At 67.6% G+C, this 26,432-nt stretch carries 24 protein-coding genes; 6 read left to right on the top strand and 18 right to left on the bottom strand.

The window, feature by feature from the left end:
* The 3 genes from hutH to J7I84_RS09685 all read right to left on the bottom strand — a co-directional run bounded on the left by hutH (window position 1) and on the right by J7I84_RS09685 (window position 4,438).
* A complete protein-coding gene (gene hutH, locus J7I84_RS09695) occupies window positions 1-1,647 on the bottom strand; it encodes a histidine ammonia-lyase (protein ID WP_251046419.1) in 1,647 nt (548 codons plus the stop codon).
* Window positions 1,648-1,743: 96 nt separating this feature from the next.
* A complete protein-coding gene (hutU, locus tag J7I84_RS09690; RefSeq protein ID WP_214943947.1) occupies window positions 1,744-3,441 on the bottom strand; it encodes a urocanate hydratase in 1,698 nt (565 codons plus the stop codon).
* Between the two features lie 139 nt (window positions 3,442-3,580).
* Window positions 3,581-4,438: an IclR family transcriptional regulator gene (locus J7I84_RS09685; RefSeq protein WP_214943945.1), complete on the bottom strand. Its 858-nt coding sequence runs from the start codon at window positions 4,436-4,438 to the stop codon at window positions 3,581-3,583.
* Between the two features lie 351 nt (window positions 4,439-4,789).
* On the opposite strand from J7I84_RS09685, the gene J7I84_RS09680 reads away from it, so the two are divergent.
* Complete coding sequence (locus tag J7I84_RS09680) at window positions 4,790-6,280, top strand: amino acid permease (RefSeq protein WP_214943943.1); 1,491 nt, start codon at window positions 4,790-4,792, stop codon at window positions 6,278-6,280.
* A 77-nt stretch (window positions 6,281-6,357) separates the two neighbouring features.
* Here the strand turns inward: J7I84_RS09680 and J7I84_RS09675 are convergent, their stop codons facing one another.
* Entirely contained in the window at window positions 6,358-7,221 is an 864-nt protein-coding gene (locus tag J7I84_RS09675) for an SDR family oxidoreductase (RefSeq protein WP_214943941.1), read from the bottom strand.
* Window positions 7,222-7,342: 121 nt separating this feature from the next.
* On the opposite strand from J7I84_RS09675, the gene J7I84_RS09670 reads away from it, so the two are divergent.
* Together J7I84_RS09670 and J7I84_RS09665 are read left to right on the top strand one after the other, a co-directional pair.
* Window positions 7,343-7,717: a helix-turn-helix domain-containing protein gene (locus J7I84_RS09670; RefSeq protein ID WP_214943939.1), complete on the top strand. Its 375-nt coding sequence runs from the start codon at window positions 7,343-7,345 to the stop codon at window positions 7,715-7,717.
* A gap of 167 nt (window positions 7,718-7,884) precedes the next feature.
* Window positions 7,885-8,148: a hypothetical protein gene (locus J7I84_RS09665; RefSeq protein WP_214943937.1), complete on the top strand. Its 264-nt coding sequence runs from the start codon at window positions 7,885-7,887 to the stop codon at window positions 8,146-8,148.
* Window positions 8,149-8,152: 4 nt separating this feature from the next.
* On the opposite strand, the gene J7I84_RS09660 is transcribed toward J7I84_RS09665, so the two are convergent.
* Window positions 8,153-8,902, bottom strand: coding sequence for a 3-hydroxybutyrate dehydrogenase (locus tag J7I84_RS09660; protein ID WP_214943935.1), 750 nt, complete (start codon window positions 8,900-8,902; stop codon window positions 8,153-8,155).
* Between the two features lie 58 nt (window positions 8,903-8,960).
* Window positions 8,961-10,340, bottom strand: a complete 1,380-nt coding sequence (locus tag J7I84_RS09655) for an MFS transporter (protein WP_214943933.1) — start codon at window positions 10,338-10,340, stop codon at window positions 8,961-8,963.
* Window positions 10,341-10,467: 127 nt separating this feature from the next.
* Here J7I84_RS09655 and J7I84_RS09650 point away from each other — a divergent pair, with 127 nt between their 5' ends.
* Window positions 10,468-11,364, top strand: coding sequence for a LysR family transcriptional regulator (locus J7I84_RS09650; RefSeq protein ID WP_214943931.1), 897 nt, complete (start codon window positions 10,468-10,470; stop codon window positions 11,362-11,364).
* A gap of 49 nt (window positions 11,365-11,413) precedes the next feature.
* On the opposite strand, the gene J7I84_RS09645 is transcribed toward J7I84_RS09650, so the two are convergent.
* The 11 genes from J7I84_RS09645 to J7I84_RS09595 form a co-directional block, all read right to left on the bottom strand.
* Window positions 11,414-12,352 carry a spermidine synthase gene (locus J7I84_RS09645; RefSeq protein WP_214943929.1) on the bottom strand — a complete coding sequence of 313 codons (939 nt, stop codon included), beginning with the start codon at window positions 12,350-12,352 and terminating at the stop codon, window positions 11,414-11,416.
* A 46-nt stretch (window positions 12,353-12,398) separates the two neighbouring features.
* The gene (gene rfaE2 / locus J7I84_RS09640; protein ID WP_214943927.1) at window positions 12,399-13,934 is read right to left on the bottom strand and encodes a D-glycero-beta-D-manno-heptose 1-phosphate adenylyltransferase; all 1,536 of its coding nucleotides are present in this window, start codon (window positions 13,932-13,934) and stop codon (window positions 12,399-12,401) included.
* Window positions 13,931-15,388 carry an aldehyde dehydrogenase gene (locus tag J7I84_RS09635; protein WP_214943925.1) on the bottom strand — a complete coding sequence of 486 codons (1,458 nt, stop codon included), beginning with the start codon at window positions 15,386-15,388 and terminating at the stop codon, window positions 13,931-13,933. The genes rfaE2 (J7I84_RS09640) and J7I84_RS09635 overlap by 4 nt, the downstream gene beginning before the upstream one ends.
* A gap of 83 nt (window positions 15,389-15,471) precedes the next feature.
* Complete coding sequence (locus J7I84_RS09630) at window positions 15,472-16,188, bottom strand: SDR family oxidoreductase (RefSeq protein WP_214943923.1); 717 nt, start codon at window positions 16,186-16,188, stop codon at window positions 15,472-15,474.
* Between the two features lie 45 nt (window positions 16,189-16,233).
* On the bottom strand, window positions 16,234-17,631 hold the full coding sequence (gene rfaE2, locus J7I84_RS09625; protein ID WP_214943922.1) for a D-glycero-beta-D-manno-heptose 1-phosphate adenylyltransferase: 1,398 nt from the start codon (window positions 17,629-17,631) through the stop codon (window positions 16,234-16,236).
* Entirely contained in the window at window positions 17,628-18,338 is a 711-nt protein-coding gene (locus J7I84_RS09620) for an SIS domain-containing protein (protein WP_214943920.1), read from the bottom strand. Before J7I84_RS09620 ends, rfaE2 (J7I84_RS09625) begins: the two co-directional genes overlap by 4 nt.
* Window positions 18,335-19,600: a glycosyltransferase gene (locus tag J7I84_RS09615; RefSeq protein ID WP_214943918.1), complete on the bottom strand. Its 1,266-nt coding sequence runs from the start codon at window positions 19,598-19,600 to the stop codon at window positions 18,335-18,337. Before J7I84_RS09615 ends, J7I84_RS09620 begins: the two co-directional genes overlap by 4 nt.
* Window positions 19,597-20,631, bottom strand: coding sequence for a glycosyltransferase (locus J7I84_RS09610; RefSeq protein WP_214943916.1), 1,035 nt, complete (start codon window positions 20,629-20,631; stop codon window positions 19,597-19,599). The genes J7I84_RS09615 and J7I84_RS09610 overlap by 4 nt, the downstream gene beginning before the upstream one ends.
* The gene (locus tag J7I84_RS09605; protein WP_214943914.1) at window positions 20,628-21,716 is read right to left on the bottom strand and encodes a glycosyltransferase family 9 protein; all 1,089 of its coding nucleotides are present in this window, start codon (window positions 21,714-21,716) and stop codon (window positions 20,628-20,630) included. The genes J7I84_RS09610 and J7I84_RS09605 overlap by 4 nt, the downstream gene beginning before the upstream one ends.
* Window positions 21,716-22,252 (bottom strand): HAD-IIIA family hydrolase, encoded by a 537-nt coding sequence (locus J7I84_RS09600; RefSeq protein WP_214943912.1) that lies wholly within the window; start codon window positions 22,250-22,252, stop codon window positions 21,716-21,718. The genes J7I84_RS09605 and J7I84_RS09600 overlap by 1 nt, the downstream gene beginning before the upstream one ends.
* A 128-nt stretch (window positions 22,253-22,380) precedes the next feature.
* Window positions 22,381-23,340, bottom strand: coding sequence for a sigma-70 family RNA polymerase sigma factor (locus tag J7I84_RS09595; protein ID WP_214943910.1), 960 nt, complete (start codon window positions 23,338-23,340; stop codon window positions 22,381-22,383).
* Between the two features lie 148 nt (window positions 23,341-23,488).
* Between J7I84_RS09595 and J7I84_RS09590 the strand changes: the two genes are divergently transcribed.
* The gene (locus J7I84_RS09590; protein ID WP_214943908.1) at window positions 23,489-24,532 is read left to right on the top strand and encodes an NAD-dependent epimerase/dehydratase family protein; all 1,044 of its coding nucleotides are present in this window, start codon (window positions 23,489-23,491) and stop codon (window positions 24,530-24,532) included.
* Window positions 24,533-24,622: 90 nt separating this feature from the next.
* Here J7I84_RS09590 and ccmD read toward each other — a convergent pair whose 3' ends face one another.
* Window positions 24,623-25,255, bottom strand: a complete 633-nt coding sequence (gene ccmD, locus J7I84_RS09585; RefSeq protein WP_214943906.1) for a heme exporter protein CcmD — start codon at window positions 25,253-25,255, stop codon at window positions 24,623-24,625.
* Window positions 25,256-25,442: 187 nt separating this feature from the next.
* On the opposite strand from ccmD, the gene J7I84_RS09580 reads away from it, so the two are divergent.
* Entirely contained in the window at window positions 25,443-26,432 is a 990-nt protein-coding gene (locus tag J7I84_RS09580; protein ID WP_214943904.1) for a hypothetical protein, read from the top strand.

Genomic DNA, 26,432 nt, shown 5'->3' with positions numbered 1-26,432 from the left:
TCAGGCGAGCGGCCCGACGGCGGATTCGGCCGCCGCGCGCACGTCCCCGGAGGCGACCAGCCGGTCAGCCGCTTCCAGTTCAGGGGACAGGAAACGGTCCGTCCCCGGCCCCTCCACCACGGCACGGAGCGCTGCCACCACCGCGGTGCCGGCCGGTCCCGGGGTCAGCACGCCGCCGGAGAGCTGCGTGCGGATGTCCAGGGCCCGTGCCGAGGTCACCAGTTCGATGGCCAGGACACGCCGCAGGTTCTCCACGGCCTTGCGCAGCTTGCGCGCCGCGTGCCAGCCCATGGACACGTGGTCCTCCTGCATGGCGGAGCTCGGAATGGAGTCCACGGAGGCCGGGACGGCCAGCCGCTTGTTGTCCGATACCAGCCCGGCCTGGGTGTACTGGGCGATCATCAGGCCCGAGTCCACGCCGGGGTCGGACGCAAGGAAGGCGGGCAGGCCGTGGGACCGGGCCGGATCCAGCATCCGGTCGGTCCGGCGTTCGGCGATGGAGCTCAGGTCGGCCACGGCGATGGCGAGGTAATCCAGGACGTACGCCACGGGCGCACCGTGGAAGTTGCCGTTTGAACTGACGCGGCCGTCCGGAAGCACCACCGGGTTGTCAATAGCCGCCGCCAGTTCCCGGGTTGCCACCAGCTCGGCGTGGTCCACCGTGTCGCGGACGGCGCCGGCCACCTGCGGGGCGCACCGCAGCGAGTAGGCGTCCTGCACCCTTGAGTCGCCCACCTTGTGGGACGCCACGATGGGCGAATCCGAGAGCACCCGCAGCATATTGTCGGCACTGGCCGCCTGGCCCGGGTGCGGACGCAGCGCGGCGTGCAGTTCGGGCAGGAACACCTGGTCGGTGCCCAGCAGCGCCTCGACGCTCAGCGCGGCGGTGATGTCCGCCGTCGCCAGCAGCTGGCGAAGGTCCGCGATGGCCATGAGGAGCATGCCCAGCATGCCCTCTGTGCCGTTGACCAGCGCCAGCCCTTCCTTTTCGGCGAGGGTGACGGGTTCGATGCCGTGCTCCGCAAGCAGCCCGGCGACAGTCCGTTCGCCGCGCCCGCCGTAGGTGACGCCGTCGGGCCCTTCCGCCTCCCCCTCGCCCATCAGGACCAGGGCGCAGTGCGAGAGCGGTGCGAGGTCACCCGAGCAGCCCAGCGAGCCGAACTCGCGGACCACCGGGGTGATCCCGGCGTTAAGGACGTCCACCATGGTCTGCAGGACCACGGGGCGGACGCCGGTGCGGCCGGAGGCCAGGGTCTTGGCGCGCAGGAACATGATGCCGCGCACCACTTCGCGCTCCACCGCGGGTCCCATGCCTGCCGCGTGGCTGCGGATCAGTGACTTCTGCAGCTGCGTGCGCAGTTCGTTGGGGATGTGGCGGTTGGCCAGGGCACCGAAACCGGTGGAAATGCCGTAGGCAGGGGTGTCACTGGAGGCGAGGTTGTCGATGTGGGCGCGTACCTTGGCCACGGTTTCCAGGGCGTCCGGGGCGATGGCCACCTTGGCGTTGTGGCGCGCGACGGCGAGCACATCCTGGGGCGTGATTCCGGCGGAGCCGAGGGTGACGGTGAGCGGTTCGTGGGTTGGGGCCAGGCGGCCAGGGTTCCCTGGCCGAGCTTGCGAGGTTAGGGAGGTCGTGGGGATGGTCATTGAAGTTCCTTGTCGTATTCCCATCGATTGCTCCGTAACTGCCGTTTTCGGGACTCTAAACGGCACTTACGGAGCAGTCGATGCAGTCATTTGGTCTTAGCGGCTTTCCTGCATGGGGATCCGGACGCCGCGCTCCTTGGCAACGTCGAGGGCTCGCTCGTAGCCGGCGTCGGCGTGGCGGATGACGCCCATGCCGGGGTCGTTGGTGAGGAGCCGCTCAAGCTTTTGCGCGGCGAGGTCCGTGCCGTCGGCGACGGAGACCTGGCCGGCGTGGATGGAGCGGCCGATGCCCACGCCGCCGCCGTGGTGCAGGGACACCCAGGTGGCGCCGGAGGCGGTGTTGAGGAGGGCGTTCAACATCGGCCAGTCGGCGATGGCGTCCGAGCCGTCTGCCATGGCCTCGGTTTCGCGGTACGGGGAGGCCACGGAGCCGGAGTCCAGGTGGTCGCGGCCGATGACGATGGGGGCCTTGACCTTGCCGTCCTTGACGAGCTGGTTGAACAGCAGGCCGGCCTTGGCACGTTCGCCATAGCCGAGCCAGCAGATGCGGGCCGGCAGGCCTTCGAATTCCACCCTTTCCTGGGCTGCGTCGATCCAGCGGTGCAGGTGCTTGTTCTCGGGGAACAGCTCCTTGATTGCCTCGTCGGTGACGCGGATATCTTCCGGGTCGCCCGAGAGGGCCACCCAGCGGAACGGGCCAAGGCCTTCACAGAAGAGCGGGCGGATGTAGGCCGGGACGAAGCCGGGGAACTCGAAGGCGCGTTCGTAGCCGCCCTTGCGGGCTTCGTCGCGGATGGAGTTGCCGTAGTCGAAGACCTCGGCCCCGGCGTCCTGGAATTCGACCATGGCCTGGACGTGCCTTGCCATCGAGGCCTGGGCCTTCTTGGTGAAACCTTCCGGATCCGCCCCAGCCTCGCGGTGCCATTCGTCCACCGAGATGCCCTCGGGCAGGTAGCTGAGCGGATCGTGTGCCGAGGTCTGGTCGGTGACGATGTCCACGGTGAGTTCGCCGGCCTTGTGGCGGCGCAGGATTTCCGGGAAGACCTCGGCGGCGTTGCCCACGTAGCCCACGGACCAGCCGCGGCGCTCTTCCTTGGCCTTGAGCACCTTGGCGATGGCGGCGTCGAGATCGGTTTCCACCTCGTCCAGGTAGCGCTTGCCGGCGCGGCGGCGCAGGCGGGACTCATCGACGTCGACGATCAGGCAGACGCCGTCGTTCAGGGTGACGGCGAGCGGCTGGGCGCCACCCATGCCGCCGCAGCCTCCGGTGAGCGTCAGGGTGCCGGCGAGGGTGCCGTTCTCGTCACCGGTGAGCTTGCGGGCGATCGCGGCAAACGTTTCGAAAGTGCCCTGCAGGATGCCCTGGGTGCCGATGTAGATCCAGGAGCCGGCGGTCATCTGGCCGTACATCATCAGGCCTTCTGCCTCGAGCCGGCGGAATTCGGGCCACGTGGCCCAGTCGCCCACGAGGTTGGAGTTGGCCAGCAGGACGCGGGGTGCCCACTCGTTGGTGCGGAACACCCCCACGGGCTTGCCGGACTGGACCAGCAGGGTCTCGTCCTTTTCCATGGTTTCCAGGGTGCGGGTGATGGCATCGAATGCGGCCCAGGAGCGGACGGCGCGGCCGGTGCCGCCATAGACCACCAGGTCGTCAGGGCGCTCGGCGACCTCTGGGTCCAGGTTGTTCATCAGCATGCGCAGCGGCGCTTCGGTCTGCCAGGACTTGGCGGTGAGCTCGGTGCCTCGGGCTGCTTTGACCGGGCGGGCACCGGTGGTGAAATCGGCGGGTGCCATGGTGGCTCCTTCTTGTGGTGTCTGTTGGAGGAAAGAAGTTCTGTTTCCAATAAAGCCCTTTGGGAACGCGCTTCACAGGGCTTTTGCGGGCTCGCTGTCCGGGATGCCAGACGCGGGTTGGGGGTTATGTGGCGGGCGGTTATTTGACCGGACGTCCGTGGATCCGGACCGAGAGTTCGTCAGCCACCTTCTGGACCCGGGCAGCCAGCACCGGCCATTCTTCCGGGGCCAGCTTGTCTTCCAGGAAGGTGACCGCGACGGCCGCCGTGGGCCAGCCCAGATGGTCCGTGACGGCGGCGGCGATGGAGCCGAATCCGGGCGTGACTTCTCCGTGCTCTGTGGCGTAGCCGCGCTGCCTCACCTGGTCCAGGTGCGAGGAGAGCGCCGAGTACTTCATGATGGCGCCCTCCACCTCATGCCGTGCACTGAAGGCCGCGGCATTCGGGTAGAGCGCGCGGACCTGCGATTTGGGCAGGGCCGCCAGGATGGCCCGGCCGCTGGCCGTGAGGTGGCTGGGAAGGCGGACGCCGACGTCGGTCACCAGGGATGGGCGGTTCTTGGCCCGTTCCTCCACGATGTAGAGCACGTCCCGGCCATGGAGCACGGCAAGGTGCGCACTCTCGCCGATCGCGTCCACCAGGCTCGCGAGCAGGGGGCGGCCCAGACGCGACAGGGGCTCCTGCCGGGAGTACGCGGAACTGAGTTCGAAGGCGCTGATCCCCAGCCCGTACCGCTGCTCCTCGTGGAGGTGGAGCACGAAGCCGTTGGCCTCCATCACACCAAGGAGGTGGTAGACGCTGGACCGCGGCAGGTCCAGGCTGGACGCGATCTGCGACGCTGCCATAGGCCCCCGGCGCGATGCCAGGAGCTTGAGGATGCGCAGGGTGTTTTCCGCGGCAGGAACCTTTGACGACGCCTTGGCCGCGGCCCGGGGGGCCGGAGTTTCGGTGCCTGATGCTTCGGTGTTTCGTGGTTCGGGGCTTGATGCGGTGCTCATGGGCTAAGAGGGTCTTTCTGGTTGGCTCTGTCCGGTATCCCGTACTCCAGCTTGCGCCTTCGGCAGTACCCAACGCGACCGATCGCGAGGTGCGATGTCTCCAATACCAGACATAGCAGGGCGGTCCAGTGCAGAGGTCGGTAACCCCACGGCCGCCGTCGTCCACATTTCGCTGCGCAGGCTCCTACCCGCACCGGAAATACCCGTAGCGAAAAGGAACCTGCGCCGCGGAAAATGTCCTGCCCACAGTCTGGAATGAAAGACACCAAGCCGGCGTGAGCCTCATCACGGCGCCCGCGGAAATGGTCTGCTGGTTAGCGGCTCCCCTCCCAAAGACGAGAAGGTATCTGTATGCAAGCAGCACCAACCCCCACCCGGGCCGAAAGTCCGGCCGGACAGCGGACCCCAACTGCCGCCGTCGGACAGGTCCTCAACAGGGGCCTGAACGTCCGGCACATCCGGTTCATGGCACTGGGATCGGCAATTGGCACCGGCCTCTTTTACGGCTCCGCTTCGGCGATCCAAAAGGCAGGACCTGCCGTCCTGCTGGCCTACATCATCGGCGGCGCGGCCGTGTTCATGGTGATGCGGGCCCTCGGCGAGATGGCGGTGCGGCATCCGGTGTCCGGCTCCTTCAGCCAGTACGCGAGCCGCTACCTTGGCCCCCTTGCCGGCTTCGTCACCGGCTGGACCTATGTTTTCGAGATGGCGATCGTCGCGATCGCCGATGTCACCGCGTTCAGTATCTACATGGGCTTCTGGTTCCCGCAGGTGGACCGCTGGATCTGGATTCTCGCCGTCATCTGCTTCCTGGCCGCGCTGAACCTGCTCAGCGTCAAGGTCTTCGGCGAGCTCGAGTTCTGGTTCTCACTGATCAAGGTCGCCGCGATCATCGCCATGATCGCCGGCGGCGCCGCCATTATCGTGTTTGGTTTCCAGGCCGCTGATTCCACGGTGGCGCCGGGCCTTGGCAACCTCGTGGAGCATGGCGGCCTCTTCCCGAACGGCTTCGAAGGCCTGCTGGCATCCTTCGCCGTGGTGATGTTCGCCTTCGGCGGGATCGAGACCCTGGGCATCACGGCCGGTGAAGCAGCAGACCCCAAGAAGGTCATCCCCAAGGCCGTCAACACTGTTCCGGTCCGCGTACTGCTGTTCTACGTCCTTACCCTGGGCGTCCTCATGAGCCTCTTCCCGTGGGACCAGGTGGGCACCAGCGGCAGCCCGTTCGTGCAGATCTTCAGCAGCCTGGGCATCCCCGCGGCACCGCATATCCTCAACGCAGTGGTGATCACGGCCGCGCTTTCCGCCATCAACAGCGACATCTTCGGCGCCGGGCGCATCCTCTTCGGGCTCTCCAACCAGGGCCATGCACCGGCCGCTTTCGGCAAGGTCTCCCGGCACGGCGTCCCGTGGATGACCGTGGTCATGATGGCCGGGATCCTGCTGGTGGGCGTGGTCCTCAACGCAGTCATTCCGGAGGATGTGTTCCTGGTGATCGCCTCCATCGCCACCTTCGCCACCGTCTGGGTGTGGGTGATGATCCTCGCGTCCCATGTGGCAATGAAGCGGGAAATCGCACGCAAGGGCCTGCCGGCGTCGGAATTCCCCTCACCGTGGTGGCCGGCGGCATCGGTCCTCACCATCGCGTTCATGGCGCTGGTGATCGCCGTGCTGGGCGCCTTCGAGGACACCCGGATCGCGCTGTACGTTGGCGCGGCGTGGTTGGGGCTGCTGGTCCTGGCTTACAGGCTGTGGATCAAAGGTGACGGCCGACGCCGGGCCCAGCTTGCGGACGAAACGTCACCGCTGCCGGTGGTAGGGACCGCCCGCAGCGGCGGGTAGGCCCCGCCCGCCCTGCAGGTTGAAAGTGGAAGGTGCCCGGTCCCCCAAAGGGGCCGGGCACCTCGCCGTTTTACTGGCTATGCGGACGCGACGGCGGCCCGGACCGCCTGGCCCAGTGTCGTCGTCGGGCGCCCGATCAGCCTCTGGAGGTCGCCGGTGCTGACCAGGAGGTCGCCGCGCGCAATGCCCAGGTCCGAATCCGCCAGGATTTCCGCGAAAGCCTCCGGCACGCCCACGGACGCGAGCAGCCCCGCGTATTCCTCGGCGGACAGATCGTTGTAGCTGATGGTCTTTCCGGCGGCCGCACTGATCTCCGCCACGAGCTCCGCCATGCTGAAGGCCTCATCGCCGCCGAGCTCGTAAACCTTGCCGGCCTGGCCCTCGGCGACCAGCACTGCGGCGGCGGCATGGGCGTAGTCACCCCGTGAGGCCCCGCTGACCTTGCCCTCGCCGGCGCTGCCCGCGACGGCACCCTGGGCGAGCGTTCCAGGCAGCTGCTCCGTGTAGTTTTCCAGGTACCAGCCATTGCGCAGCAGCACGAAGGGTACCCCGGACTCGCGCAGCAGCTCCTCGGTGGCCTTGTGCTCGTCGGCCAGCTTCATACCGGTGGTGTCCGCGTTGGCGATGCTGGTGTAGGCCAGCAGCTCCACGCCTTCGGCCTTGGCGGCATCGATCACGGTGTGGTGCTGGTCCACCCGCCGGCCCACCTCGCTGCCGGAGATCAGCAGCACCCGCGTGGCGCCCTTCAGGGCAGTGGCCACCGAACCGGCGTCGGCATAGTCCATGGGCTGTACGCGCACCCCGCGGGCGGCGAAGTCCGCGAGCTTGTCCACGGACCGGCCGGCCGCGACGATATCCCCGGCCTGCACTCCGCGCTCCAGGAGGGCCTCAATGACGTGGCGGCCCAGCTGTCCGGTGGCGCCTGTAACAACGATGCTCACGATGATTCCTTTCGGGATTTTTTGCTCTGTCAGGGGAAACAACCATGCCCCTTCCCCGAAACTTCCCAAAAGTGAGTACGCACTTTAAAGTAAGGTACTGACCTTTAGGTAAGCTGGGACCATGCAAGCAACTCCCCTCCCCCTTGCCTTTGCCGACGGCGTGTTTCCCGCCGGATGCCCCAGCCGGGCCCTGCTGGACCACATCACCAGCAAATGGGGTGTGCTGATCCTGATTGCCCTGTCCGAGGGTGAACAGCGGTGGAGCGACCTGCGACGCCGGGCCGAGGGCATCAGCGAGAAGATGCTGGCGCAGACGCTGAAGACGCTGGAGCGCGACGGACTGGTCAGCAGGAATGCGCAGCCCGTCATCCCGCCACGGGTGGACTACAGCCTCACGGAGCGGGGCTACGAGTTAAGCGCGCTCCTGGTGCCGCTGGTGGCCTGGGCATTCGACAATGCAGACGAGATCATCAACGGGACCGAAAAAGCCAAGTAGTACAGGCGTTGGAAGTTGAGTACCTGTTACTGGTGTGGCTTATGTGAACAGCGCCTAGCGTGGGCGTACGGTGGCGGCCGGAATGGGAGGACCATCCTCTGCTGGGAGCATTCCGCCAACCAGCACCGTTAGCAGGCGGCAGGCTGCCGCTTGGAGGAGTTGGTCACATGGCCAGGGACTATGTACAGGATCTTTCCGGCATGGGCCGGCCCGTCAGCCTCGGCACTGTCCTTGCCGGGGCGTTCGGCCGGACATTGACGGTTTTCAGCCCCCGCTGCCCTTACCGGGTGGGGGACACGGTCATCGGCGACGACCCCTTCAGCGGCAGGCGCGAAGGGGTCGTCGTGTGGCAGGACCGCCGGTCGGTGGGAGTGAAGACCACGTACGGTGTCTTCTTTTTCGACCACCGGCTGGTCAAGCCCTTGGACTAGCGTGTTAGCGGGCGGACCAGCCGCCGTCCATGGTGTAGCTGGCGCCGGTCACCATCCCGGCATCCGCGGATGCCAGCCAGGCCACCAGGGAGGCCACTTCGTCCGGTTCCACCAGGCGCTTGATGGCGGATTCGGTGAGCATCACCTTGGCCAGGACCTCGGACTCAGGGATTCCGTGCACCTTGGCCTGGTCCGCGAGTTGCTTCTCCACCAGGGGCGTACGCACGTACCCGGGGTTGATGCAGTTCGAAGTGACACCGTGCGGACCCCCTTCAAGCGCCGTCACCTTGCTCAGCCCTTCCAGGCCGTGCTTGGCGGAGACGTACGCACTCTTGAACGGAGAGGCCCGGATGCCGTGCACCGAGGACAGATTGATGACGCGGCCGAACTTGTTGGCGTACATGTGCGGCAAGGCGGCCCGGATGAGCAGGAACGGAGCCTCCAGCATCAGGGTGATAATCCGCCGGAAGTCCGCCGGATCGAACTCCTCGATGGGGCTGATGCGCTGGATCCCCGCGTTGTTGACCAGGATGTCGCAGTCCAGGCTCAGGGTGGCCAGGGCGTCAACGTCCAGCAGGTCCACTCCCCAGGCGCTCCCACCCACCTCATCGGCGAGGGCCGCAGCGGCGGCCGAGTCGACGTCGGCCACCACCACCTTCGCTCCCCGCGCCGCAAGTGCGCGTACGCAGGCGGCCCCGATTCCACTGGCACCACCGGTGACCAGTGCCTTGCGTCCATTCAACGTGTTGTCCATTGCAGTTCTCCTTCGTGCACCCAAACAGTCCAACGGCTGACTCAGCCCAACAGCCAGGTCAACGCTGTCCAGCGGTGAGCAGGCCCTCGCGGGCAGCGTCTTCCTTGTCCACGTCCTCCAGGGCAATACCCTTGGTTTCCTTCAGGCTTAGCACGGCCACCACTGTGATGGCGCAGGCAATGACCAGGTAAATGGCCGTGGGCACCCATGATCCGGTGTCCTTCAGCCACTGGGTGGCCAGCAGCGGCGCCAGCGAACCGGCAAAGATGGACGTGACCTGCGAGCCGAGGGATGCTCCGGAGTACCGCATGCGGGTGGGGAACATCTCAGCCATGATGGCCGGCTGCCCCGCATACATGAGGCCGTGCAGGCACAGGCCAATGGTCACGGCGAGGACGATCACCACGGCGTTGCGCGTATCGAACATCGGGAAGGCGAAGAACGGCCAGGTGGCGCCCAAAATGGCGCCGGCCAGGTAGACGGGCTTGCGGCCGATCCGGTCCGCCAGGCGGCCGTACTGCGGGATGATGGCGAAGTGGACCACGTGCGCTATCAGCAGCGCCAGCAGCAGCGAAGAGGTGTCATACTTCTGCACACTCTTGAGGTACACAATCGCGAAGCTGACCACCAGGTAGTACATGATGTTTTCCGCGAACCGCAGGCCCATGGCCTGGAAGATGCCCTTAGGGTACTTGCGGAGGACCTCGAAGACGCCGTAGCTGACGGCCTGCTCCTTCTCCACCAGTTCCTTGGCTTCGAGGAAGATGGGTGACTCACTGACGTTGGTGCGGATGTAGTAACCCACGAAGACGATCACGGCGGAGAGCCAGAAGGCCACCCGCCAGCCCCAGCCGAGGAAGGCCTCGCTGCTGAGGGTGGTGGACATGATGTAGAGCACCAGCGTTGCCAGGAGGTTGCCCACCGGCACGGCGGCCTGCGGCCAGCTGGACCAGAAGGCGCGGGTCTTGTTCGGGCTGTGTTCGGCAACCAGGAGCACAGCGCCGCCCCATTCGCCGCCCAGCGCGAAGCCCTGGATGAACCGCAGGGCCACCAGCAGTGCCGGCGCAAGGTAGCCGATGTCGGCGAAGCCTGGGAGGCAGCCCATCAGGAACGTGGAGATGCCGATGATGACGATGGTGAGCTGCAGCGTGGGCTTGCGGCCCAGCTTGTCGCCGATCTGGCCGAACACGATGCCGCCCAGCGGGCGTGCGATGAAGCCCACGGCATAGGTCAGGAAGGCCTGGATGATTCCGTCCAGATCGTTGCCTGTGGCGGGGAAGAAGTACTTGCCGAAGACCAGCGTGGCCGCGGTGGCGTACAGGAAGAACTCATACCATTCCACCACCGTACCCACCATGGAGGCGGCAACAATCCTCTTCAGTCCCGATCCCTTGGGTGCATGCCCGGCGTCGTGTGCCCGGCTTTGCTCATTACTCATGGTTCTCCTCAGTGTCCACGTTGACACGTGCTGTGATCTCCAGCACAAGTGACTCAGATGAGTATTGCTGCACAATTCCTGTCCTTCAATGACCAAAGAGGCACCCGTTGTGTGCACAATTGCAGATATGAATGCGAACCCCGATGACCTGCTGGTCCTCCTCGCGGTGTCTCGCTCCGCCAGGTTTACGACGGCGGCCCAGGCCCTGGGCTTGAACCACACCACGGTCTCGCGCAGGATCGCCGCACTGGAGAAGTCGCTTGGCGGCAGGGTCCTGTCCCGCGCCGCGGGCGGCTGGGAGGTCACGGAACTGGGTGAACGCGCCGTGCGGGCGGCGGAGCAGGTGGAGGCGGTGCTGGGCACGCTGGGACCCGCCGGCCAGGCACCCGACCCGATTGCCGGCGTCGTACGCATGACCGCGACGGATGGCTTCAGCGCCTACATTGCCGCTCCTGCTGTGGCGCGGCTGCGCCGGGACCACCCCGGCCTGGGCGTGGAGGTGGTGACCATGACCCGCCGGGCCCTGCAGCAACGCTCCGGGCTGGACATCGAGGTGGTGGTGGGCGAGCCGCAGGTGCACCGCGCGGAGGCCATCCGGCTGGGCGAATACCGCCTGGGCATGTACGCCTCCCGCGACTACCTTGCGGAGCACGGGACGCCCGCCACCGTGGCTGAACTCAACGGGCACCCGCTGGTCTACTTCGTGGACTCAATGCTGCAGGTGGACGATCTCGACGCGCCGCGGCGGCTGGTGCCGGCCATGCGGGAAGGGCTGACCTCCACCAACGTGTTCGTCCATGTCGAGGCCACCAGGGCCGGCGCGGGCGTCGGGTTCCTGCCCTGCTTCATGGCCGACCTCCACGATGACCTGGTCCGCCTGCTGCCCGACAAAATCGGCGAACTGCTCCCCTACTGGATGGTCCTGCGCCCGGACTCGCTGCGCCGCCCCGCGGTGGCCGCCGTCGTAGAGGCCCTCCGGGAACGGATGGCCGAGCACCGCGCCGCGCTCCTGGGCAAGGACTAGTCCTCATCGACTGCTCCGTAACTGCCGTTTTGACCTTCCAAAACGGCAGTTACCCAGCAGTCGATGGGGCCGGGGCGGGGTCGTGGCGTACCGGGGCTCCGGCCGCGAATGCGCGGACCTGGGCGTCGTCCCAGAGGTGTGCCGGAACGGCCCCGCCCAGGAGCCGGCGCCGCAGCTGGGGATCGTCCGCGAAGGGTACGTCGCTGCCGGCCATGACCATGTTGCCGTACCGCCGGCCTTTCAGCATGGCGGGATCGGCGATGATCACCGTGTGCTTGAAGGCGGCCGCGATGGTGGCGGCATCCTCCCGGGCGTTTTTCAGGTCCGGGGCGTCCCCTGAGTTGGCAACGTACAGCCCTCCGGGGGCCAGTACCCGTTTCACATGCTGGTTGAACTCAGCGGTAGTCAGGGGCCTGGGGGTCAGGGCGCCTGCGAAGACGTCGCGGATAATGAAGTCCCGGGTCTGGGCGGTGAGGGTTTCGGTCACCCCCCGGGCCTCCCCCACGCGGATCCGCAGCAGCGGCGCCTTGGGAAGGTCGAACCAGCCACGGACGTACTCGGCAAGCTTCCCGTCCAGCTCCACCACCACCTGCCGCGCCTCCGGGTAGGCAGCGGAAAAGTAGCGGGCCATGGAGCAGGCGCCGCCGCCCAGGTGCAGCCCGCGCAGCTTGTGTTCCTGCAGCCCGCGCAGCTTCGCCGAAGACGTGTCCGACGGCGGCCAGCGGGACTCGATGAGCGCCGCCATCCACCGCATGTACTCGAAGTCCAGAAACAGCGGATCGGCGAGGTCGATGTGCGAGCTCATGACGCCGTTGATTTTCAGGAGCCAACCGGTGGAATTGTCCTGGTCCGCGATGAGCTCGCAGTCACCGGTGTCGATGTAGTACACGCCCTCCACGGGGCCGTTCACCACGGCTCCCTTGGGCACCTCAACCACCCCGGCTGCGGGGCGGGCCGCCCTGCCTGCTGACTTTCCGCGTTTGCCCATTACCCGTGCCCCGCTTCAGTCATGCATCAACCCTAATTGACCAGCCCTAGTTGACCGGGCTGGCTGCCCCCTGACCGTCCCGGATCCGGTTCACCACTGCGGTAGTGGACCGTTCAGCCACGTAGTCAAGGATGGCCACGCGGCCGCCGTACTCCTCCACCGCCGGGGTCTCCGCCAGCATTTCGGGTGTGTAGTCCCCGCCCTTGGCGTAGACCTCGGGCCGGAGCCGGCGGATCAACGGCGCGGCCGTGGGGGTGTCGAACACCGTCACGTAGTCCACGCAACTCAATGCGGCCACCACCGCTGCCCGGTCCGCCATGTTGTTGATGGGCCGGCCCGCGCCCTTGAGCCGACGGACGGAATCATCGCTGTTCAGCGCCACCACCAGGATGTCGCCCAGCTGTTTGGCTTGGTTGAGGTACCTGGTGTGGCCACTGTGCAGTACGTCGAAGCAGCCGTTGGTGAGCACGATCCGTTGGCCCTGGGCGCGGTGCAGCTCCATCTGCCGCTCCAGTTCGTCCTCGCTCAGCGCAGTATCAGCGAAGGCCTCCAGGTACCTGCTGAGCTGGGCCGTGCTGCAGACCGACGTGCCCGGCTGGTGGACCACCACGTCGGCGGCCGCCTGGGCCAGGTCCAGGCTGGCCGTCAGCGGCAGTCCGGCGGCGCGGGCCAGCGTCAGGGCCGCCACGAAGGTGTCGCCTGCCCCGGACGCCTGCTTCTCCGCGGCCGGCCGGGCCCACGTCCGGTGCCGCACGCCGTCGGGCGTCAACAGGACGGTGCCGTCCCGGTCCAGGGTGACCACCACGGCCCGGGCGCCGGTACCCTTCAGCAAAGCCTCCCCAGCGCCGCCCACGGCTTCCACCCGTTCCTGGCCCTCCGGCAGCTTGCGGTCCAGCAGCCGCGCGGTTTCCAGCGCATTCGGGGTCACCAGGTCAGGCTGCAGGGCGGCCCATTCGCGTGGGTCGTGGGCGTCAACCACCACCAGTGGCCGGTCCTTTCCTGCGGCGGCACTTCCACATACGTCGACCAGTGCTGCGCGGACGGGGTCCGCCACCACGCCGGTCCCGTAATCACATACCAGGACAGCGTCCCGGCGTTCGACGGCGGCCCGCACCGAGGCGGCGAGCGCGTCCAGGGCATCGGCCGGGACAGCCGTGGCCGAGTCATCGAGGCGCAGCATCACCTGGCCGCCGCTGCTGATCCGGATCTTGGTGGTGGTGACCATGTCCGGGTGCGACAGCAGGTGCTGGACATCGATGCCTGCAGCCGCCAGCTGCCGGCGCAGTTCCTCGCCGGCGTCATCAGTGCCGATGATTCCGGCCACGGACACCTTTGCCCCCAGGGCCGCCAGGTTCATGGCGGTGTTGGCCGCCCCGCCGGGGACCGACTCCCGGGACTGGATATCCACCACTGGCGCAGGGGCTTCCCGGCACAGCCGTTCGATGCTGCCGCTCCACCAGCCATCGAGCATGACGTCGCCGATCACCAGGATGGAGGGCTGTTCCGCGGCCAGCCTGCCGGGCAGCCAGTCGGACAGTGCCCGCTGGGTGGAGAGGTCAATGGAGTCCGGGGACCCGCTCATGACAAGTCCTGTTCATCGAGGCTGATTTCGCTTTCCGTTCCGGAGCCGGCGGGTGCCGGTGGAGCAGCAATGTGCACCACCTTGACCTGGCTGAACTCGTCCAGGAGTTCCGGCCCGTAGCCAAACCCCGCGCCGCTCTCGCCGCGCGGCTGGGCTGCGCCGCCGGGGGCGCCGCCAAAGACCGCATTAACCTTCACGGTTCCCACCGGCAGCGCGGCCACGGCCTGCTGGATGTGCGCAATGTTGCTGCTCAGGACGGTGGCTGCGAGGCCGTACCTGCCGCTGCATGCCAGGCGCAGGCCGTCGTCGAACGTGTCCACCACCTGGACCGGTGCAACCGGGCCGAACGTCTCCTCGGTCATCACCTCCATTTTTTCGGTGCAGTTGAGCAGGACGGTGGCGGGGTAGAACGAGCCCGGCCCGTCCGGAACGGCACCGCCCTCCACGGCCCGGGCACCCTGTGCCAGGGCGTCGGAAACGTGCGCGTGGACGGCGTCCCGCATCCGCAGGTCCACCAGCGGCGCCACGGTGCCGTTGCTGTTCCGGAGCGCGGCCTCCGCTTCCAGTGCCCTGGAAAACTTCGTGGCAATGTCTTTGTGTACATAGATCCGCTCCACCGCGGTGCAGATCTGGCCGCTGTTGCTGAAGGCACCGATCGCGGCCTGCTCCGCGGCCCACGCCGGATCCACGTCGCGGTCCACCAGCAGGGGATCATTGCCACCGTTTTCGCGGATGACGTGCGCCCCGGTCAGTGCCCCCGCCTGGGCAATCCGGGCACCGGAGGCGCTGGACCCCACGTGCGCGATCACGTCCACCGCTGCCTGCGACAGAACCGCCCCCACCTCCGCGCCACCGGACAAGGTCAGGAAGACCCCGGCCGGGAAAGCCGGTGCCAGGACCTCGCCCAGCGCCTCCCCCAGCCGGGGGCAGCGCTCGCTGGGTTTGTGGATGACCGCGTTGCCCGTCACCAGTGCGGCACCGATCAAGCCGCAAGCTACTGCCACCGGGTCATTCCAAGGGGTCAGCAGGACAGCTACGCCGCGCGGTTCCGCAACGGTGTAATCGGACGCGAGCCGGCTGCCGCGGAGGCTGTGGCCGCGGTGCACCGGGCCCAGCTCGGCATATTGCTCCAGGGTGGAAACGGCGGCGGCAATGCCGGCCAGCGCCTCATTCTCCGGCCGCCCGGTTTCGCTGGCGTTCAGCCCTGCGAGCTCCTGGGCGGCGGCATCCAGCGCCTTGGCGGCGGCCCGGAGCGCCGCGCCGCGTTCGGCCGGAGCGGTTGCCGCCCAGCCGGAGGCAGCCCTGCGGGCTACGTCCACGGCATCCTGCACTGCCTGTGGCCCCGCTTCGGGCACGGTCCAGAGCACTTCACCTGTTCGCGGGTCCTGGATGGTGATGCCGGCGCCCTCGACTGTTTCGTTGCCTGCGGTTGTTTCAGTGGCTGTGGTGGGCATGGTGTTCCTCCCGCCTTTCGGTGCTGGTATGTCGGTGCTGGTGGTGCTGCTGCGCCATCAGGGGGTGGTGGCCGGTTCCCGGCTTAGGGCCAGGAACCCTCTTCCTCGTGGCAGATCAGCATTTCCCTGACCTCGCAGCCTGTGGGCTGGTTCAGGGCGAACAGGATGGCCTGCGCGGTGTTGGCCGGATCATTGAGCCGGGAATCGTCCTGTGGCTTGTACTGCTCGGTCCGGTCATCGAAGAACCGGGTCTTCATGCCGCCCGGGATCATGGTGGTCACACCGATTTCCCCGCCGGTTTCCGCGGCCAGCGCGTGGCTGAACCCCACCACGCCGAACTTGGAGGCGCAGTACGCGGTGGCATCCGCCACGGCACGCTTGCCCAGGGTGGAGGCCACCGTCACCACGCGGCCGTGGGTTTCCTTTAGGTAAGGGAGGGCGGCGCGCACCACGGAAACCGTGCCCATCAGGTTGACCCCGATGACCTTTTCCCACTCGGTGGCTTCGACGTCGGCGAGTTTTCCGCAGCGGTCGATCCCGGCGGCGGTGACCACGGCGTCCAGGCCGCCCAGGGTCTCCGCGGCTTCCCGGACTGCGTGCTCCACCGCGGCGCGGTCCGCAACGTCCACTTCGAAGGCCTTCACGCCGGAGACGCTGCTGATGTCGCGGTCCAGGACCACGGGGGTGCCGCCTGAGCGAAGAACGGCTTCGACGACGGCGGCCCCCAGTCCGGAGGCACCTCCGGTGACCAGGACGCGTCCGGGCGTGGTGGCGGCAGTTGCAGTTGATTCTGCAGTCATGGTGTTCCTTTCAATGGGGAAAACAAATTCGAGGGGTAAGCGGGTTCAGCTGACCTTGGCGAGTGCGTCCGCCAGGCCAGTGGTCGAGCGGGCGGGGTGGAACGGTACGGTGAGGCAGCGGCCGCCCCAGCTCTCCACCAGGTCCGCCTCAGGCAGGCGCGCACCCTTGTAGTCGCCGCCTTTGACCCAGATATCGGGGCGGAGCCGGTCCAGCACAGCTTCGGGGGTGTCCTCGTCGAAGACCATCACCGCGTCCACGCATTCCATGGCAAGCAGCAGTTCCGCCCTGTCGTGCTGGCCGATGATGGGACGCTGCGGGCCTTTGAGCCGCCGCACCGAGTCATCCGAGTTCAGGCACACGATGAGGCAGTCCCCCAGTTCCCTGGCGGCGGCGAGGGACCTGATATGGCCGGCGTGGATCAGGTCGAAGCAGCCACCGGTGGCCACCACCTTTCCGCCGCTTTCGCGAACGGAACGCGCCAGCAGCAGCGGTTCGGTGGTGCGCCGGCCCCGTGCCGGTTCAGCCGCATGGACTTCCGGGGCGGAGCCGTTCCCTTGAGTATCAGGCAGCGACGAAACCCCTCCGGCGGCCAGGAAATCAGCGGCATCATGCACTGCGAGGGCTGCCGCCTCGGGCAGGTCGCGGCCGGCCAGGAGATGCACGGCCAGGCTGGCTGCCAGGCGGTCGCCCGCCCCGCAGGGGTCCCCTGCTTCCACCCGTGGAGCGGGAACGGCACGGGCAGCCTTTTCCCCCCGCTGCAGAAGGACAGCCCCCTCCTCGCCCTTGGTCACCAGGACGGCCTGGCTGTGCCACCGCTCCAGCAGGATCTCCGCCACCCCGTCTGCCGATGCGGGCACGGTGCCGACGGCGGCCTGAACCGCCTTGGATGCTTCGGAAAAGTTCGGTGTCACCACGGCAACGCCGGGCACCGGCTCCGGGCCTGAGGGGTGCGGGTCCCACACGATGGGAACGTCACCGGCGAGCCGGCCCAGCAGCTCCCGCAGCTGGGGGTTGGCGGCCAGTCCCCTGCCGTAGTCGGCCACGATGACCACACCCGCTTTTTCCACCGCGCACAGCATGGCCGGGCTGACGTCCGGGACCGGAGTCCTTTCGCAGCCCTGGTCAAAGCGGACTACCGGATGGGAGCCCGCGCGGACCCGGGTCTTGACCGGTGAGGCGTAGCCGCTGGTCCCCGCCACGAGCTGCACTCCGGCGAGGTGCCCGCGCAGCTGGCTGCCGGCGTCGTCATCCCCCAGGACTGTCACCAGGGTGACGGGCCAGCCGTCCTGGGCCAGCATTCGCGCCACCAGGCCCGCCCCGCCCGCGCGGCGGCGGACGTCCGAAACGTCCACGACTGGAACGGGAGCGTCTGGGCTGAGCCGGGTGGCTTCACCGGAGAGGTCGACGTCGAGCATGACGTCACCCACCACCACGATCCTCATGGCCTGCCCCCTCTCGCCAGCCCGGGGACCAGGGATGGAGTGTGCCGGGCAACCTCAAGGTCAAAGGCGCGGCAGACGGCATGCAGGGCGATCAGGTGCCCTTCCTGGGCATTGGCGTTCAAGGCATCGATCATCACGGCCTCATCGCAGGCGTCCGCCAACGGGTTGGGTCCGGAGCCCGTGAGCGCCCAGGTGGTCACGTTGAGCCGCGAGGCAACTTCTGCGGCCCGCAGCAGGTTGGGGCTCTTGCCACTGGTGGACAGCAGCATGAGCACGTCCCCGGACCGGCCGTGCGCGCGCACCTGGCGGGCAAAGACGTCGTCGTAGCCGTAGTCATTGGCGATGGCCGTCATGGCTGACGATTCGGCGTGCAGGGAGATCGCGGAGAACGGGACCCGCTCGCTGTCGAACCGGCCCACCAGTTCCGCGGTCAGGTGCTGAGCCTCCGCGGCGGAGCCACCGTTGCCCGCCGCCAGGAGCCGCTGGCCCCGCAGCAGCCGCTGGGCCAGCTCCACACCCCAGGAGGCGAGCCGGCCGGACTGGCTGCGCAGTGAGTCGAGCGCCGGAAGCACATTGTCCAGGTGGGTGCGGACAGCGTCGGCGCTCGCAGGATCAACGAACGTGGCGCCGGGCAGCACGGCAGGCAACGCCGGGGTTGCGGTCAAGGTGCGCAGGTCTGCTTCGCGCAGGGACGATTCAGCGGTCACAGTGCGGCTCCTTCCATCGGAACGATTCCGGCCGCAGCGCGGGCCGGCGCCCCGGCCACAGCCTGCTGGTAGGCCTTTTCCGTTTCCGCGGCCACCCGGTCCCAGGAGTATCGGGTGCGGGCACGCCGCTCTCCTGCCTGGCCCAGCTTTGCCCTGAGTGCGGGGTTTTCCAGCAGCAGCGACAGTGCCGAGGCAATGGCTTCCGGGTCCCGGGGTGGCACGTGCAGGCCGGTGGCGTGGTCCACCACGGTGTCCCGGAGCCCGCCCACTGCGGCGGCCACCACGGGCACACCGCAGGCCATGGCCTCCAGCGGCACAATGCCGAAGGGCTCGTACCAGGGCGCGCACACCACTGCGTCGGCGCTGCGGAAAATGCCGGGCATTTCAGCCCGGGACACCTGGCCCTGCAGGGTCACCTGTTCGGACACGCCGAGTTCGGCGGCAAGGTCCAGCAGGCGGCGGATTTCCGGGTCGGCATGCATCACGTCGGAATCGCCCCCACCGCCCACGATCAGGAGTTCGACGTCCTCAAACCCTGCCGCCTTGAGGTATGGGAGGGCGCGGATTACCAGGTCAACGCCCTTGCGCGGCACCAGCCGCCCCACCGAGAGGATGCGGTAGCGGCGCTTCCTTGCGGCCACCGGCCCCTCCGGCGAAAAGAAGTCGAGGTCCACACCGCAGGGCGCGATCGAGATCTTTCCGGTGGCGATGCCCATGGCCTTAAGTTCGAAAACTTCATCGGAACACGTGGCGATGATCCGGTCCGCGGAGCGTCCCACACCCGGTTCCAGCCAGCGGCGTTCCTCCGGGCTGGTGTCCCCGGCACCCTGGTGCCTCCGCTTGACGGTTCCCAAGGCGTGGAACGTCTGCAGCATGGGCACGCGGTATCCGGTGTCGGGCCGCCTGGCAGCGTCCAGCGCGGCCAGGCCGGACATCCAGAAGTGGCCGTGGACCACATCCGGCGGCCGCTGCCCCCAGTCCCTGGCCACTCCGTCCGCGAGTTCACCCATGTAGGGCAGCAGCTCGTCCTTGGGCACATGGCGGGCCGGTCCGGCGTCCACGTGGACCACCTCCAGGCGTCGTCCCACCCGGACCCGTTCGGGAAGCTCCGTCGCGTCCCTGCGGGTATAGACGGTGACGTGGTGGCCCCGCTGGGCAAGCGCCTCGGACAGCGCGGCAACGTGGACGTTCTGGCCGCCGGCATCCACCCCGCCCAGTGCGGCCAGCGGACTGGCGTGCTCGGAAATCATGGCGATCTTCATGGGGTCTTCCTCTCCCGCGCCGGAACGAGGATCCGCTCGTCCGGCCGTTCGTTGGCGGAGTGCCGGGGCCGGCTCCGCAGATCCGCCAGGAGCCCATCCCAGTGGTCCTGGAACTTGCCCAGGCCGTAACGCTCCAGCGCCGCTTCCCGGGCGGCGAGTCCCCGCCGTCGGGCTTCATCCGGATTGGCGACCAGCCGCTCCGCGCAACGGAGCAGTTCGTCGATATCTGCCGAAACAATGCCGGCTTCCTGCGGCACTGCCCTTGGGGCCTCCGTGGCGGCAAGCACCACCACGGGCATCCCCAGGTGCATGGCCTCCAGGAGGGACAGCCCCAGGGAGGTCCAGCGCATCGGATGGACGTAGACCCGGCAGCGGGCAAGCTCGCGGTGCAGGTCGCGTGTTTTCAGGTCGCCCCTGGCGGTGAGCCGCGCAGGGTCCATGCCGGTGGCGGCGGCGAGCCCGTCGGTTTTCATGCCGAACACCTGCAGCGGCGCCACGGAGGCGAAGGCGGGCAGGAGGTCCGTCCCTGTGACCCGGCCACGCCGCACGGGCTCGTTGACCACCACACCCAGTTCGGGCAGCTCGCCGGTGTAAAGCTGCCCCGGGTCCGGGATCCCGTGCTCGATCACCACGGTGGGGGCAGAACCGCTATCCCAGGCCAGCCGGTTGAAATGCGTCACGTGGACAACAGGGATGCTGCTTTGGTCCGCGAGGGGGTGCCTGATGTTGGGGAAATTTCCTTTGGGCGTGTTGTGCTCGACGAACACGGCGGGCAGGTCGACGCCGGGCATGCGGCCCAGGGTCCGCGCCACTTCGTCGATTTCTTCGGGCCGTTGGAGGACGACGGCGTCCACGGCGTCGGCGTCGAGCGTCGCCAGGTCCACCTCCCGCGCGGAGTCCGGCCAGTCCCTGCCGGCGCGGCCCAGTCCCCAGGCCCCACCTCCGGGCAGGACGGGAAGCAGGTATTCGTGACGGCCGCGGACAAAAGCGTCCGTCCAGGAACCGTGGACATGCCAGAGCAGGATTCTCATCTGTTGCGGGCCTTTCTACGGGTGCTGACGTGCGTGCTGAAGGAGCTCACTCCGCTAATCAGGCGATCCACCGCCGCCACCACTTCCTCCGGCGAAACCGAGTCGAGGCACGGGTGGCCCGGAACCGGGCAGTCCCTGGCGCGGGACATGCGGCAGGGAGCATTCTGGTCCCCGAGGAGTTCCAGGGGCACCCCGTAGGGCGCCCAGCGGATCGCCGGGACCACGGGGGAAAAGAGGCACGCTACCGGTGTACCCACCGCGGCCGCCAGATGGGCCGGTCCGGTGTTGCCGCTGACCACGGCATCGGCCCCGGCCATGACGCCCGCCATGGTGGCAAGGTCGGTACGGCCGCCGAGGTCCAGGGCGGAGGGGCCGGCCACCGTGGCCGTCAGCGACTTCTCGCCGGGACCGCCGGTGACCACCACGCGGTACCCGGCACCCTGGAGGAGTTCGACGGCGGCAGCATGGTGCAGAGGGGGCCACGCCCTGGCAGGGACGGCCGCGCCGGGGTGGACCACAACGTAGGGCTCCGTGCCCACGAGTGCTGACACCTCGGCCACGGACTTGACGCGCAGCTTTCCGTCATCGCCCGCGGGGAGCCGGAAGCCTGCAGCCTCGGCGATGCCCAGCGCCCGTTCCGCTTCCGGCTGGTCTTCGGGAAAGTCCTCCCCGGGTTTCAAGCGCACGTCAAGCAGCGAGCCGGCGTAGTCCGTGGAGGCGCCGGTGATGCGCTCCACTCCCGCCAGGCGCAGCAACAGGGCCAGCGGCAGGGGCGATTGGTGGAAGGAGGTGAGGATGACGGCTTCTGTGATGCGGGAATTGCGGACGTATTCGATCAGCCGGTCGGCATGCGGGCCTGTCATCCGGGGTGCGGGGTTCATGATCCAGGGGCTGTCCCAGCTGTAAACGTCGTCGACGCCGGGGAGCATGGCGGCTGCGGCCTCACCCTGCCTGCCGCACAGCATCACCACGCGGTTGGTGCTGCCGCCATGCTGGGCGCGGCCACTGGCCACGGCGCGGACGGCAGGGCCGGCCAGAAGGACATCGCCCATGCTGTCCAGCCGGGCCACCAGGACGCGGCCCATCAGGGCGCCTCCTGCAGCAGGCCGACGGCGGACGCCAGGTCGGAGGCAACCAGCCGCGCCGCGGCCACCTCCTCGGCACGGGTCACGGGGGTGGGGACCAGGACTCCGGTGGCACCGGCAGCCTCGGCAGCTCCCACATCTGCACCGATATCCCCGATGAGGGCGGCCTCCGATTCGTGGATCCCCAGTTTGCGGCAGGCGCTGTGGACCATGCCGGGGGCGGGTTTGCGGCAGGAGCAGCCGTCCTGCTCCGCGTGGGGGCAGACCTCCCACACATCGAACGGTCCCAGGAGTTCCTCCACCCGGGCATTGACTTTCTCCACGTCTTCGGCCGTAATCAGGCCGCGGGCAATGCCCGACTGGTTGCTGATCACGCCGGTGGCGATTCCATCCGCCCGCAGGCCGTCCAGCACCGCTTTGGCACCGGCCACGGGCCTTACCTTGCCGGGGTCCCCGTTGTAGGGCACATCGATCACCAGGGTCCCGTCCCGGTCGAACAGGACAGCCCGGAGCTTGGACATTTCAGAGCTTCCCATAAACAACCTGTTCCCTCCTGCTGCTGCTCCTAAACAAGGACACGGGCTTTTCGGCTGCGGCAGGGGCGTGCTGGCGCCCTCCTGAACAGGCAAGATAGGGATTTGTGTTGCGCCTTGCAGCAGGGCTGCTACCGGGTCCCGGTACCGCCGTGGAGCCGGTCCGCGCGCTGGCCGGCAGTGCCGGGATGTCCGGCCCTCCCGGTCCGGTGGAACGGCGCAACGGGGCTGGCCGGGTGGCCTGACCGTCCAACGCGGTCTGGTGTTCCGTTTCCGGCGGCGTCTTCCGGGCTCCCGAGCTGCGCGCTTTCTTCCAGCCTGCGCTGCAGTTCCACCAGCACCTTGGCCAGGCGGCGGGATACCTGCATCTGGGACATTCCCAGCCGCTTCCCCAGCTGCACCTGTGTCTCCTCGCAGAAATAGCGCCGGTACAGGAGCTCGCGGTCCGAATCGTCCAGGTCCTGCATGGCGTCGCGGAGGCAGGCAAGCTCTTCAAGCCGTTCCAGCGGAGTTTCCGGGCAGGCCAGCACCTCGCCGATGGAGGGCGCATCCGAGTTCGGGTTCACGGCGTCGAGGGAGTCCGGGTGCATGCTGCTGGACGCGGAAATAGCCTCCTGCACTTCAGCCGGGTCACTCCCCAGCTCGCCGGCCAGCTCCGCAACGCTGGGGTTCCTGCCCAGCGATTGGGTCAACTCTGGTTCTGCCCGGAACAGCCGTGTCCTCAGGTCCTGGATATGGCGCGGCGGACGGACAACCCATGTCCGGTCGCGGAGGTACCTCTTGAGTTCGCCGGTAATGGTGGGCGCAGCGTAGGCAGGGAAACTCTCCCCCTTGGCCTGGTCGAACCCACGCGCTGCCTTCACCAGGCCCAGGTAGGCCACCTGGTTCAGGTCGGCCCGCTCCCTGCCGCGGGCTTCAAAGCGGGCAGCGAGAGCTTCGGCGAGGTCCAGGTACCTGAGGACCAGGTCGTTTTCGAATGTCTCCCGGAGCCGCCCTGAGGTGGCTGGAGGAGATTGTTGTTCTACGGGTACCGTCAGTTGGTGGACAGGGGCAGCGTCCACAGCTGGTGCGGCGGCAAAGGATTCGGGCATGAGTGTTGGTTTCCCTCGGTCTGGTTCCGAAAGCCTGCGGCAAGACTTAGAAGCAGCAAATCATAAGCTTGCTTATAAAACAATCCTCCTCCGCTATAAGCTCGGAAGGTAGACGGCAACCGGACCAATCCGCCAAGGAGTCTTTGTCATGCGCATAGCCATCACCGGAGCCAGCGGAAACGCGGGAACAGCACTGCTGCGCAACCTGCAGGGCCACCTGGCCGGAAGGCCCGGAAGCCTGGAGCTGGTTGGAATCAGCCGGAGGCTTCCCGACACGTCCCAGGATCCCTACCGGGGCATACAGTGGCACACCATGGATGTGGGCCTGGAGCGGGACATGCCCCTGTTGGAAGAGGCGCTCACCGGGGTTGATGCAGTGGTTCACCTAGCGTGGCAGATCCAGCCGAACCATGATCTGGACCTCCTGCACCGGACCAACGTCACGGGAACCAGGAACGTCCTGGACGCCGCCGCCCGCGCAGGAGTCAAACAAGTGGTCTGTGCATCCTCCGTGGGGGCCTACAGCAAGTCCGGCAAAGACCAGCGCAGGGACGAGTCCTGGCCGGCGGAAGGAATGGCCGGCTCACACTACAGCCGGCACAAAGCCGAGCAGGAAAAGCTGCTGGACGGTTTCGCGGCCGCAAACCCAGGCATCGCCGTCGCCAGGCTGCGGCCGGCGCTCATCTTCCAGAAACATGCAGGGGCTGAAATCGGCAGGTACTTCCTGGGCCGCATCCTTCCCCGGCTGGTTCCGGCCAAACCCTGGCTGCCGATACTGCCGGCACCGGACAACCTGATTTTCCAAGCGGTGCATGCGGACGATGTGGCAGAGGCCTACTGGCGGGTCGTGGACCAGCGGGCCAGCGGAGCCTTCAATATCGCGGCGGAACCCGTCCTGACGCCGCAGGAACTGGGGCGCATCCTTGGCGCCAAGAGAATCCTCCCCATCCCCATGCGCCTGCTCCACGCAGTTGCGGATGTGACATGGCGGGCACGGCTGCAGCCCACTGATTCAGGATGGGTGGAGATGGCTGCCGGTGCGCCCATCATGGACACCAGCCGCGCGGAACGCATTTTGGCCTGGCAACCGAAAGTGTCCTCTGTTGACGCCGTCAAGGAACTGCTCGCTGGCATGGGAACGGGGGAAGGGGTTACCCCTTCCCCCGTTCTGAAGCCGCGCCGCCACCGCTAAAGGAACCGCTGCCGGCCGGGCTGCGGCGCAGCCTCGCAGCTCCAGGCGTCGGTGGGTCCAGATGCCGGCGCTTGTTTACCTGCGGCGCCTTTAGATGCCGGTGCGCTGCTCGCCTTCGCCACGCTCGTCACGCACACCATGCTCCGCGGCGGTGTCCTGGGCATCAGCCTGGCGCCTCCGTCCGGACTCAGCCTCCGGGACATCTGCATTGGCACCCGGAGCGGAGGCTTCATAGTGCGCACCGTGGCCAGGCCCGGCGTCGGAGTATCCGGCGTCAGAGCGCCCGGCGTCCGGATGTCCGGCATCCAGACGCCCGCCGTCCACGTGCCCTGCGTCGCGGCCGGCGGGGGTTTCATGGCGTCGGCCGCCGTCCCGCCCGGCGTCAGGGTCGATCTCGTCCGCCTTCCGGGCATGGCTGGCAACATCCCCGCGCAGGGATTGCGCTTCCTGGCTGCGCTGTTCAGCTTCTTTTTGCAACCGCGCTGCATCAACCTGGGCCTGTTCCGCGTCGGCACGCGCCCGGGTGGCCTTGGCCTCGCGCTCGCGGGCATCGATTTCCATGTTCTCTGCTTCGCGCCGGATCTCGGCGGCCTTCTGCCGGTGCTCCTGGTCACGCTTCTCCTGCATCGCCTTCCGGCGCCTTCCACCAACCAGGAGCAGCAGCACGATCAGCACCACCACAACCACAGCAACGACCACCCACACCCATGGGGCTGTATCCATGTTTCCCACCACTTTCCACTTCGTTGTGACCGGGCAGGCCATCGCCTTCCGGCTGACATTTTTTGGGACGGTTATAACTCGCTTAGCAAGGGTACTTACTTTTTATTAGTAACCATGCTTATCATTTTACGGCCAGTAATGCTGGTTCTTGATCAACAACCGGCCTTCTTGGAAAGAGAGAGCGAAGATGACAGAGAACCAATGGTCCGAGGATCCCGCTTACACGGCTCCGCCGGCCACTACAGGAATCCCGGGCGAGCGGGAGCCCGCCACCTTCCCGGCAACCGCAAGCCCCTATGGCAGTGACACTGGGACCGGCTACGCCCCTGGCGGCGAAACCTCTGGATCCTCGCGTAAGGACGCAGCGAAGGAAGAAGCAGCCGATGTAGCCCGTACCGCAGCGGGGTCCGCGCAAAATGTGGCCCAGACTGCGAAGGAAGAGGCCTCGAACGTGGCGCATGAGGCGAAGGCCAATGCGCAGGACCTGCTGGACCAGGCGAAGTCAGGCCTGACCAGCCAGGCCGGCACGCAGCAGCAGAAGGCCGCTGAAGGCATCCGCAACATTTCCAGCCAGCTGCACAGCATGGCCACGGCCCCGGACCAGCAGGGTATGGCCAGCGATTTGGTCCGCCAGGCAGCCGAACGCACCTCCTCGGTGGCGTCCTGGCTGGAGAACCGGGAGCCGGGAGACCTGCTGAACGAGGTCCAGCGGTTCGCGCGCAACCGTCCCGGAACATTCCTGCTCCTCGCAGCCGGCGCCGGAGTCCTGGCCGGACGCCTCACCCGCGGCCTCACCGCAGGCGCACCCGAAACTTCCACCACCCCTACCGGCACCGGCGCGGCCGGCCTGTCCGGCCAGTACTCGGGCACCACCTACGGTGACCAGTACACCCAGCCATACCCTGTGGCGGGCGGCACTGTTCCACCGCCGCCGGTCCAGCTCCCCGGCCCGGCTGCCACCACGGCCGGATACGACGGCGGCGCACCTGGCAGCAGCTACCCCGAGGCAGCGGGTCCCGCCAGCGGCCTCGACAGCCCCCAGCTCGTTGAAGAACCCTGGTCAGGGAACCAACTCTCCGACGATCCGCTCCGTGACCGTGCCCTCGCCGATGATCCGATGGCAAACGATCCCCTCACCCAGGACCGCGCCCGGGGCGGCCAGACGGGTGGTCTGTGA

It is taken from the genome of Arthrobacter sp. ISL-85, from assembly GCF_018613675.1.
Classification (GTDB): Bacteria; Actinomycetota; Actinomycetes; order Actinomycetales; family Micrococcaceae; genus Arthrobacter.
Note: the sequence above shows the minus strand (reverse complement) of the source record. Positions and strands in the feature narration are given on the sequence as shown.